This window comes from Actinomadura roseirufa (assembly GCF_900659635.1).
GTDB classification, from domain to species: Bacteria; Actinomycetota; Actinomycetes; order Streptosporangiales; family Streptosporangiaceae; genus Spirillospora; species Spirillospora roseirufa.
This window is the reverse complement of sequence record NZ_CAACVB010000259.1, coordinates 1-10362: the sequence shown is the minus strand read 5'-3', so window position 1 is coordinate 10362 and position 10362 is coordinate 1. Positions and strand designations below refer to the sequence as shown.

Genomic DNA, 10362 nt, shown 5'->3' with positions numbered 1-10362 from the left:
GCCGCACCGCGCGCGCCCCGCCCGCCCGGACGGGCGCCCGTGGCGGCTGCGGACCCCGGCGCCGGGTAGGATTCGCGCGCAGTGGTGCGCGGGCCGCGGTGTGCGGGTCATGCCGGGCCGGACCCTTGTCTGTCCCAGGGGCGGCGCCACCCGATCCCGAACTTCCTGAGGAGAACATTCGTGTCCGAGCGCACTCTTGTCCTGGTCAAGCCCGACGGTGTCCGGCGCGGCGTCGTCGGCGAGGTCGTCTCCCGGATCGAGCGCAAGGGCCTGACGCTGGTCGCGCTCGAACTGCGCACGCTCTCGCGCGACACCGCCGAGTCCCACTACGCCGAGCACGCGAGCAAGCCGTTCTTCGGCGAACTCGTCGAGTTCATCACCGGCGGCCCGCTCGTCGCGCTCGTCGCCGAGGGCCCCCGCGCCATCGAGGCGTTCCGCGCGCTGGCCGGCGCGACCGACCCGGTGAGCGCCACCCCCGGCACCATCCGCGGCGACTTCGCGCTGGAGATCGGCGAGAACATCGTGCACGGCTCCGACTCGCCCGACTCCGCCGCGCGCGAGATCAAGCTCTTCTTCCCCGAGCTGGGCTGACGATCTACCTGTGCGGAGCGCCGCGCGCACGGCGCCCGCAGCTGATCGACACACGCGGGCCGGATCATCCGGCCCGCGTTCGCTCATCTGGAAGGGCCAGGTCAGCCCCCATTTTTTCGGCGACGCGCGGGCGCCGGGTGACTCCCCGGGGGCGTCCGCGCACGTTACGATGGGCAAGCCGCTCTGCACGCCCGTCAACATGAAGGGCTCCCTTTCTTCATGGGTAACAAGCTGTCGTTCCTTGGCCGTGACATGGCGGTCGATCTGGGCACCGCCAACACGCTGGTGTACGTCCGCGGGCGGGGCATCGTCCTGAACGAACCGTCCGTTGTGGCGATCAACACCAACACCGGGAAAATCGTCGCGGTGGGCATCGAGGCGAAGCGGATGATCGGCCGCACGCCCGGCAACATCGTGGCCGTCCGCCCGCTGAAGGACGGCGTCATCGCCGACTTCGACGTCACCGAGCGGATGCTGCGCTATTTCATTCAGAAGGTGCACAAGCGCCGCCATTTCGCCAAGCCGCGGATCGTCGTCGCGGTGCCGAGCGGGATCACCGGGGTGGAGCAGCGCGCCGTCAAGGAGGCCGGCTACCAGGCCGGCGCCCGCCGCGTCTACATCATCGAGGAGCCCATGGCCGCCGCGATCGGCGCCGGGCTGCCCGTCTACGAGCCCACCGGCAACATGGTCGTCGACATCGGCGGCGGCACCACCGAGGTCGCGATCATCTCGCTCGGCGGCATCGTCACCAGCCAGTCGGTCCGCGTCGGCGGCGACGAACTCGACCAGGCGGTCATCTCCTTCTCCAAGAAGGAGTACTCGCTGATGCTCGGGGAACGTACCGCCGAGGAGATCAAGATGGCGATCGGGTCCGCCTATCCGGGGGGCGACGAGGAGCCGCACGCGGAGATCCGCGGCCGCGACCTGGTCAGCGGGCTGCCGAAGACCGTCGTGATCTCCGCCGAGGAGGTGCGGCGGGCCATCGAGGAGCCGGTCAACTCCATCGTGGACGCGGTGAAGACGACCCTCGACAAGTGCCCGCCCGAGCTGTCCGGCGACATCATGGACCGCGGGATCGCCCTCACCGGCGGCGGCGCCCTGCTCAAGAACCTCGACGAGCGGCTCCGCGAGGAGACCGGCATGCCGATCCACCTCGTGGACAACCCGCTCGACTCGGTGGTCCTCGGCACGGGCAAGTGCGTCGAGGACTTCGAGTCGCTCCGGCAGGTGCTCGTGCCCGAGCCGCGGCACTGAACTCCCGGCGTTCACTAGAAGATCGGGAGGTCGGTGGGTGAAGGACACCCGGCGCACCCGCGTGGTCCTCGGCGCGCTGCTCGTGGCGGCGCTCGCGATGATCACCGTTGACTACCGCGGCGGCGCCCAGTCCCCGCTGCGGGGCCTGCGCGGACTCGGCGCGACGGTGTTCGGCCCGGTGGAGCGCGCGTCGGCGGCGGTGGTGCGGCCCGTCGGCAACACCTTCGACGCGGTCACCGACGCGCCCGGCGAGCGGCGCCGCGCCGACCGGCTCGAGCGCGAGAACCAGCGGCTGCGCGAGCAGCTGCGGGCCGGCCGGCTCGACCAGGACCGCTCGGCCCAGCTGCAGCGGCTGCTCGGCACCGCCGGCATGGGCGGCTACAAGATCCGCGCCGCGCAGGTGATCTCCGCGGGCCAGGGCTTCGAGGACACCGTCACCATCGACGTGGGCAGCCGCAACGGCGTCCGCGCCGACATGACCGTGATGAGCGCCGCGGGACTGGTCGGCCGCGTCACGCGGGTCGGCCCGGCCACCGCGACCGTCCTGCTCGCCACCGACCAGACCTCCTCCGTCGGCTCCCGGCTGGAGGACTCCAAGGAGATCGGCATCGTGCAGGGCCGCGGCCGCCGCGGCCTCGGCAACGGCGGCACAGCGCTGCGCTTCCAGCTCCTGGACGCCGCCGCGCCGATCAGGGTCGGGCAGCGGCTCGTCACGCTCGGCTCGCAGGCCGAGCGACCCTATGTGCCGGGCGTCCCGATCGGCGTCATCGAGCGGATCGACGGCGCCAGCGGCCTGACCCGCACCGCCTATGTCCGGCCGTTCGTCCGTTTCACCAGCCTGGACGTGGTGGCCGTCGTGGTCGCCCCGCCGAAGATCGACCCGCGGGACGCGGTGCTGCCGCCCGCGCCGAAACCGGCGCCGACGCCGACGCCGAGCGGCTCGCCGAGCCCGGGCGCGTCCAAGAGCGGCGCGCCGAAGGCGCGGCCGAGCGGCACGCGGCGCCCGTCCAAGACACCGACCCCGGGGGACTGACGTGCTGAACGCACCGGAGGCGTCGCGGACCGGCCGCGTCGTGACGGCCGCGCTCGTGATCGTGGTGGCGCTGATCCTGCAGGTGTCGGTGGCCAACCGGCTGCCGCTGCCCGGCGGCGTCCAACCCGATCTGGTGCTGCTGGCCGTCGTCGCGCTCGCGCTGGTCAGCGGCTCGATGACCGGCATGGTCACCGGGTTCCTCGCCGGCCTGGCCGCCGACATCGTCCCGCCCGCCGACCACACCCTCGGCCGGTACGCGCTCGTCTACTGCCTGATCGGCTACCTGTGCGGCATCGCCTCCGCCGAGATGGACCGCCAGTCGCTGGTGCCGTTCCTCGCCGTCGCGGCGGGCGCGCTGGCCGGGGCCGTGCTGTACGCGGCGACCGGGATGATCCTCGGCGACCCGCGCGCCGAGTGGGGCACGGTGTCGCGGATGGTCCCGCTCCAGGTCGTCTACGACGTGATCGCCAGCCCGTTCGTCGTCTGGGCGGTGCTGCGCGTGACCCGCCGCTACGAGCGGGGCGAGCGCGCCCGCGGCGACCGGTTCGCGGTTCCCGCCGCCCGCTACCGCGCGATGTCGGGGCGGAGCGGGAGCCTGTGAACCCCAAGACCCACTTCCGGCTCCTCGTGCTGTACGTGCTCGTGGGGGCCCTGCTGATGGTCCTGGTGGGCCGGATGTGGTCGCTGCAGGTCATGGAGGGCACCCACTACAAGGAGATCGCCGCCCAGAACCGCACCCGCGACATCGTCGTCCCCGCCATCCGCGGCATGATCCTGGACGACCAGGGCCGGCCCCTCGTGCGCAACCGCAGCGCCCTGGTCGTGTCGGTCGACCGCACGTCGCTGACCCGGCAGAAGGACCGCGGCGCCGCGGTGCTGCGCCGGCTGGCGAGCGTGCTCGGCACCAGGGCCGAGGAGATCGGCAAGCGGATCCAGCTGTGCGGGCCGGGGATCAAGCGGCCCTGCTGGCCCGGTTCCCCCTACCAGCCGATCCCCATCGACGACCACGTCGATCCCAAGCGCGCCCTGCAGATCATGGAGCGGCAGGAGGACTTCCCCGGTGTGACGGCGCAGGTCCAGGCCGTCCGCGACTATCCGCGGCCGGAGGGGGCGGGCGCCGCGCAGACGCTCGGGTACCTCCAGCCGATCACCCAGGAGGAGCTGGACAAGCGCAAGGGCCTGAAGGTCACCGGCTACAGCGGCGTCGACCTCATCGGCCGCGCCGGGCTCGAGGCCATGTACGACGCCGACCTGCGCGGCGTCCCCGGCTTCCGCAAGGTCCTGGTCGACAGCCAGGGCCGCGTCACCGGCACCGCCGAGGAGCGGGCGCCGACGGTCGGCGGCAACCTCGTCACCAGCATCGACGCCGGCGTGCAGGGCGCGGCGGAGAAGGCCCTGAAGGACACCATCGCCAAGGCCCGCAAGGAGGGCCACAAGGCCGACGCCGGCGCCGCCGTCGTCATGGACGTGCACACCGGCCGGATGGTCGCGATGGCCAGCTACCCGACCTACGACCCCGGCATCTGGACGGGCGGCATCTCCCAGGAGGAGTACGACGGCCTGCTCGGGAAGAAGAAGGGCGAGCCGCTGACCTCCCGGGTCACGCAGGGCCAGTTCGCGCCCGGCTCCACCTTCAAGATCTCCTCGGTGTCCGCGGCGGTGAAGGACGGCTACTCCCTGACCGGCATCTACCCGTGCCCCGGGTCGTACGACGTCGGCAGCCGCGCGTTCACGAACTTCGAGGGCCAGGGCCACGGCGACATGAACCTGCACGAGGCGCTGGTCGTCTCCTGCGACACGATCTTCTACAAGTTCGCCTACGAGGAGTGGCTGCGCGACGGCGCCACCAAGCCGAAGAAGAACCCGTCCGACCCCATGGTGGGGATGGCCCGCCACTACGGCTTCGGGTCCCGCACCGGCATCGACCTGCCGAGCGAGACCCCCGGCCGGATCCCCGACCGCGGCTGGAAGCGGTCCTACTGGAACGCGACGAAGAAGGCCGACTGCAAGGGCGCCAAGGAGGGCTATCCCAGCGTCGCCCGCACCGACCCCGCCCGCGCCGCCTACCTCAAGGCCATCGCGACGGAGAACTGCACGGAGGGCTTTGTGTGGCGGGCCGGCGACGCGGCCAACTTCTCGGTCGGCCAGGGCGACGTGCTGGTGACGCCGCTGCAGCTCGTCCGCGCGTACGCGGCCCTCGCCAACGGCGGGAAGCTGCTCACCCCGCGCCTCGGCACCGCGGTGACGCGGCCGGACGGCGCGCTCCTGCGGCGGATCGGCGCGCCGCCCGCGGCGAAGCTGCCGGTCAGCCAGGAGGTGCTGCGGTACATCCGCGGCGGCCTCGCCGACGTCACGAAGAAGGGCACTGCCGCCGGCGCGTTCAACGGCTTCGACTTCAAGCGCGTCGACGTGGGCGGCAAGACCGGTACCGCCGAGGTCTTCGGCAAGGACGACACCTCCTGGTTCGCCTCGTTCGGCCCGGTGGACAAGCCGCGCTACGCGGTCGTGGCGATGATCTCCCAGGGCGGCACCGGCGCCTCGTCCGGCGCCCCCGCCGTCCGCGCGATCTGGGAGGCGATGTACGGCGCGAAGGACGTCAAGCCCCTGCTGAAGGACGGCCGGCTCCCCACCGACCTGCCCAAGCCCCCCGGCGAAGGAGCGGCCCCGTGAGCATCGCGGAAGGCCGCCGCCGAGCGGGGGCGAGGCAATGAGCGCGAGCGGGCGCGCGGTGGCTGGACTGAGGAGCGTAGGGAGCTTGCGACTGGAGCGACGAGGGAAGCCGGCGCGTGATCGGCCCGGTCGCCGCCGAGCGGAGGCGAGGTCGTGAGCACGACCAAGGCGGGGACGGTCGGGGGGTATCGCGACCGGAGTGTGTGGCAGAGCCGGGTCGCCGGGCTGCGCAGGCTGGACTGGACGCTGTTCCTGATGGTCGTGGTGCTGTCGGTGATCGGGGCGCTGCTGGTGCGCTCGGCGACGTTCCAGCTCATGACCGACCAGGGCAAGGATCCCGAGGGCTTCCTGAAGCGGCACGTGCTGAACCTGGTCATCGGGTTCGGGCTCGGCGGCCTCGTGACGGTGCTGGACTACCGGCTGCTGCGCGCCTATGTCCCGATCCTGTACGGGCTGGCGTGCGTGGGGCTCGTCGCGGTGATCACGCCGCTGGGCTCCACGATCAACGGCTCGCACTCGTGGATCGTGATCGGCGGCGGGTTCCAGGTGCAGCCGTCGGAGTTCGCGAAGGTCGGCCTGGTGGTGCTGCTGGCGATGATCCTGGGCGAGCCGCGGGACGGCGAGATCGGCCCGGGGCGCCGGGACGTGCTGCTCGCGCTCGCGCTGGCGGGGGTGCCCGCGGCGCTGATCATGCTGCAGCCCGACCTCGGCACCACGCTGGTGTTCACCGCCGTCGTCCTCGGCATGCTGGCGATCTCCGGGGCGCGCAAGCGCTGGCTGGTCGGGCTGCTGTCGGGCGGCGCCGCGGTGGGCTTCTCGGTGTGGTTCTTCGGCCTGCTCAAGCCGTACCAGCTCGCCCGCTTCACCGCGTTCATGGACCCGTCGGCCGACCCGCGCGGCGCCGGGTACAACGCCCAGCAGGCGCGCATCGCGATCGGCTCCGGCGGCGCGTTCGGCAAGGGCCTGTTCAACGGTGAGCAGACCGGCGGCCACTTCGTCCCCGAGCAGCAGACCGACTTCATCTTCACGGTGGCGGGGGAGGAGCTCGGCTTCGTCGGCGCCGCGGTGATCGTCGCGCTGCTGGGCGTGGTGCTGTGGCGGGGGCTGCGCATCGCCACCCAGGCCGCCGACCTGTTCGGCACGCTGGTGGCGACGGGCGTGGTGTGCTGGCTGGCGTTCCAGACGTTCGAGAACGTCGGGATGACGCTCGGCATCATGCCGATCACCGGGCTGCCGCTGCCGTTCGTGTCCTACGGGGGTTCCGCGACGTTCGCGAACATGATCGCCTTCGGCCTGCTGCAGGCGGTCCACGTCCGGCGCAGGCCCTTCGACTAGGCCCGTCCCGGACGGTCGTGGCCGCCGCTGCGGGTAGGCTGGGCGTTCGTTTCCAGGGCCACAGCACGGAGGACACCGCCATGCCCGTCCAGTCGATCTTCCCGCGACTGGAGCCGCTGCTCCCGCGCGTGCAGAAACCCATCCAGTACGTCGGCGGAGAGCTGAACTCCCAGGTGAAGGACTGGGACGAGGCCGAGGTCCGGTGGGCGCTGATGTACCCGGACGCCTACGAGGTGGGGCTGCCGAACCAGGGCGTCCAGATCCTCTACGAGATCCTCAACGAGCGCGACGGCGTCCTCGCGGAGCGGACGTACTCGGTGTGGCCCGACATGGAAGCGGTCATGCGGGAGAACGGGATCCCGCAGTTCACGGTGGACGCGCACCGCCCGGTCGCCGCGTTCGACGTGTTCGGGGTGTCGTTCTCCACCGAGCTCGGCTACACCAACCTGCTGACGGCGCTGGACCTGGCGGGCATCCCGCTGGAGTCCGCCGACCGCACCGACGAGCACCCGATCGTGCTCGCGGGCGGGCACGCCGCGTTCAACCCCGAGCCGATCGCCGACTTCCTCGACGCGGCCGTCCTCGGCGACGGCGAGGAGATCGCGCTGGCGATCACCGAGGTCGTGCGCGAGTGGAAGGCCGAGGGGAGCCCCGGCGGGCGGGACGAGCTGCTGCTGCGGCTCGCGTCGTCCGGCGGCGTGTACGTGCCCCGGTTCTACGACGTGTCCTACCTGCCCGACGGGCGGATCCAGCGGGTCGCGCCGGCCCGTCCGGGCGTTCCGTGGCGGGTCGAGAAGCACACCGTGATGGACCTGGACCAGTGGCCCTATCCGAAGAAGCCGCTGGTGCCGCTGGCCGAGACCGTCCACGAGCGGTTCAGCGTGGAGATCTTCCGGGGCTGCACCCGCGGCTGCCGGTTCTGCCAGGCCGGGATGATCACGCGGCCGGTCCGGGAGCGGTCGATCACCACGATCGGGGAGATGGTCGACCAGGGGCTGCGGGAGTCGGGCTTCCAGGAGGTCGGCCTGCTCAGCCTGTCCAGCGCCGACCACAGCGAGATCGGCGACGTGGCCAAGGGGCTGGCCGACCGGTACGAGGGCACCAACACCTCGCTCTCGCTGCCGTCCACCCGGGTGGACGCCTTCAACATCACCCTGGCCAACGAGTTCTCCCGCGGCGGGCGCCGCTCCGGGCTGACGTTCGCGCCCGAGGGCGGGTCGGAGCGGATGCGCAAGGTGATCAACAAGATGGTCACCGAGGACGACCTGATCCGCACCGTGACCACCGCCTACGAGAACGGCTGGCGGCAGGTCAAGCTGTACTTCATGTGCGGCCTGCCCACCGAGGAGGACGAGGACGTCCTCGCGATCGCCGACATGGCCAAGCGCGTCATCCGGGCGGGCCGGGAGGCCACCGGCCGCAGGGACATCCGCTGCACGGTGTCCATCGGCGGGTTCGTGCCCAAGCCGCACACCCCGTTCCAGTGGGCCGCCCAGTGCGACCACGAGACCGTCGACCGGCGGTTGCGGGCGCTGAAGGACGCGCTGCGCGGCGACCGCGAGTACGGCCGCGCGATCGGGCTGCGCTACCACGACGGCCAGCCGTCGATCGTGGAGGGCCTGCTGTCGCGCGGCGACCGCCGGGTCGGCAGGGTCATCCGCGCGGTGTGGGAGGACGGCGGCCGGTTCGACGGCTGGAGCGAGCACTTCTCCTACGAGCGCTGGACGGCCTGCGCCGCCGAGGTCTTCGCCGGGGAGCCCGTCGACCTCGACTGGTACACCGTCCGGGAGCGCGAGGAGGTCGAGGTGCTGCCCTGGGACCACCTCGACGCCGGGCTCGACCGCGAGTGGCTCTGGCAGGACTGGCGGGACGCGGTCGACGGGACCGAGGTCGAGGACTGCCGCTGGACGCCCTGCTACGACTGCGGCGTGTGCCCGACGATGGGCACCGAGATCCAGATCGGGCCCACCGGCCGGAGGCTGCTGCCGCTCTCGGTGGTGTGAGGGGGCCGTCCGCGCAGGTCCGAACGCGATTCTGCGGGCCGGATCGGGCCGCGAAAACGCCCTGAGCTGCGGGGCTCGCGTCCCCCCGGTGCCGGGGCGGGGCGAAACGGCGCCGGAGGGCCCGTACTCTATAGGGAGACGTTGTCGTTTCGACACGAGTAGGAAGGACTAGAGCCCTGGCACCCAAGCCGGAGGGTCCGGCACCGGCCCCCGTGATCCAGCGCCTGCGCGTCCGCTACGCCAAGCGGGGCAGGCTGCGGTTCACGAGCCATCGCGACATTTCCCGGGCCGTGGAACGCGCCGTGCGGCGCGCCGGGATCCCTGTCGCGTTCAGTGCCGGATTCACCCCGCACCCGAAGATCTCTTACGCGGGCGCGGCGGCGACGGGGGTGGCCAGCGAGGCCGAGTACCTCGAGATCGGGCTCACCGAGACCCGCGACCCTGCGCGGGTCCGGGCCGATCTCGACGCGGCCCTGCCCTCCGGGCTCGACATCGTGGATGTCGTGCCGGTGGGGACGGGACGCGCCGGGGACGCACCGGTCAGGCCGGGAGCGTTCACCGATCGGCTCCAGGCGTCCGAATGGCGGATCCGGCTGGACGGGGTGTCGCGGAGCGACGCCGCCGCGGCCGTGGCCGCCTTCATGGCCGCCGACGACATCGAGGTGGAACGCCTCACCAAGAAGGGCCGCCGTCGTTTCGACGTGCGCGCCGCGGTCCACGCCCTGGAGACCTCGCCCGGAGAGCCGTCCGGCGACCGGTCCCACGGCCAGGACCGGCGCGCCGCCGGGGTGGCGGATGCCCCTTGTGCGATACTTCGAATGGTTGTTCGGCATTGCACGCCCGCCGTACGACCCGACGACATCCTCACCGGACTGCGCCTCGTGGCCGACCTGGCGCCGCCGTCACCTCCACTGGTGACCAGGCTGGCGCAGGGGCCCCTCGACGCGGACACCGGTGGCCTCGCGGATCCCCTGGATCCCGACCGGGAGCCGGTTCGCGACGGAGCCGGCGACGGAGCCGGCCCGGCCGGTGACCCGCGCCCCGGGGAAGCCGCGAGCGTGGATGCCGTCAGCGCCTGACCGTGAGACCGAAGCCGTGGCAGCACGGAACCGGTCGCAGGGACGGCTGGCGCACCCCCGACGACTTCGTCGTCATGGCCGGACCGACCGTCCGGCGGTGATGACGCCGACGACTGAACGGAGAGCTCCCGTGCGGCGCACCGCACCGATCCGCCCCCTGGCGGAGCGGGCGGTCGCGCCCGGGAGCCTGACGGGAGACTGCCCGGATGCTAGAGAACGAAGCCGATTCGGCCGCCGCCGAAGGCACCGATAACCAGCCCAACGAGACCACCGGCAGCGAGCTCGCCGGCGCCGAGAACACGGGTGCCGAGAACACGGGTGCCGAGAACACGGCGGCCGAGAGCGGCACCGGCGGCCGGCGCGCCGCCGCGCGGCCCCGCCGCCGCGCCGCGAGCCG

At 72.4% G+C, this 10362-nt stretch carries 9 protein-coding genes; all 9 read left to right on the top strand.

Features of this window, described 5'->3' with window-relative positions; all coding sequences use genetic code 11:
* The first annotated feature begins 180 nt into the window (after window positions 1-180).
* Window positions 181-591, top strand: a complete 411-nt coding sequence (gene ndk, locus E1291_RS33995; RefSeq protein ID WP_131742174.1) for a nucleoside-diphosphate kinase — start codon at window positions 181-183, stop codon at window positions 589-591.
* Between the two features lie 219 nt (window positions 592-810).
* On the top strand, window positions 811-1845 hold the full coding sequence (locus E1291_RS33990; protein WP_067461266.1) for a rod shape-determining protein: 1035 nt from the start codon (window positions 811-813) through the stop codon (window positions 1843-1845).
* 37 nt (window positions 1846-1882) lie between these two features.
* Window positions 1883-2878: a rod shape-determining protein MreC gene (gene mreC, locus E1291_RS33985; protein WP_131742173.1), complete on the top strand. Its 996-nt coding sequence runs from the start codon at window positions 1883-1885 to the stop codon at window positions 2876-2878.
* A gap of 1 nt (window position 2879) precedes the next feature.
* Window positions 2880-3479, top strand: coding sequence for a rod shape-determining protein MreD (gene mreD, locus E1291_RS33980; protein ID WP_131742172.1), 600 nt, complete (start codon window positions 2880-2882; stop codon window positions 3477-3479).
* Window positions 3476-5548, top strand: a complete 2073-nt coding sequence (gene mrdA / locus E1291_RS33975; protein ID WP_131742171.1) for a penicillin-binding protein 2 — start codon at window positions 3476-3478, stop codon at window positions 5546-5548. Before mreD ends, mrdA begins: the two co-directional genes overlap by 4 nt.
* 153 nt (window positions 5549-5701) lie before the next feature.
* Window positions 5702-6883, top strand: a complete 1182-nt coding sequence (rodA, locus tag E1291_RS33970; RefSeq protein WP_131742170.1) for a rod shape-determining protein RodA — start codon at window positions 5702-5704, stop codon at window positions 6881-6883.
* Window positions 6884-6963: 80 nt separating this feature from the next.
* On the top strand, window positions 6964-8886 hold the full coding sequence (locus tag E1291_RS33965) for a TIGR03960 family B12-binding radical SAM protein (RefSeq protein WP_131742169.1): 1923 nt from the start codon (window positions 6964-6966) through the stop codon (window positions 8884-8886).
* Window positions 8887-9098: 212 nt separating this feature from the next.
* Complete coding sequence (locus E1291_RS33960; RefSeq protein WP_131742168.1) at window positions 9099-9965, top strand: TIGR03936 family radical SAM-associated protein; 867 nt, start codon at window positions 9099-9101, stop codon at window positions 9963-9965.
* 206 nt (window positions 9966-10171) lie between these two features.
* Window positions 10172-10362 (top strand): hypothetical protein (locus E1291_RS33955; protein ID WP_207401082.1); only part of this gene is annotated, 191 nt, incomplete at its 3' end.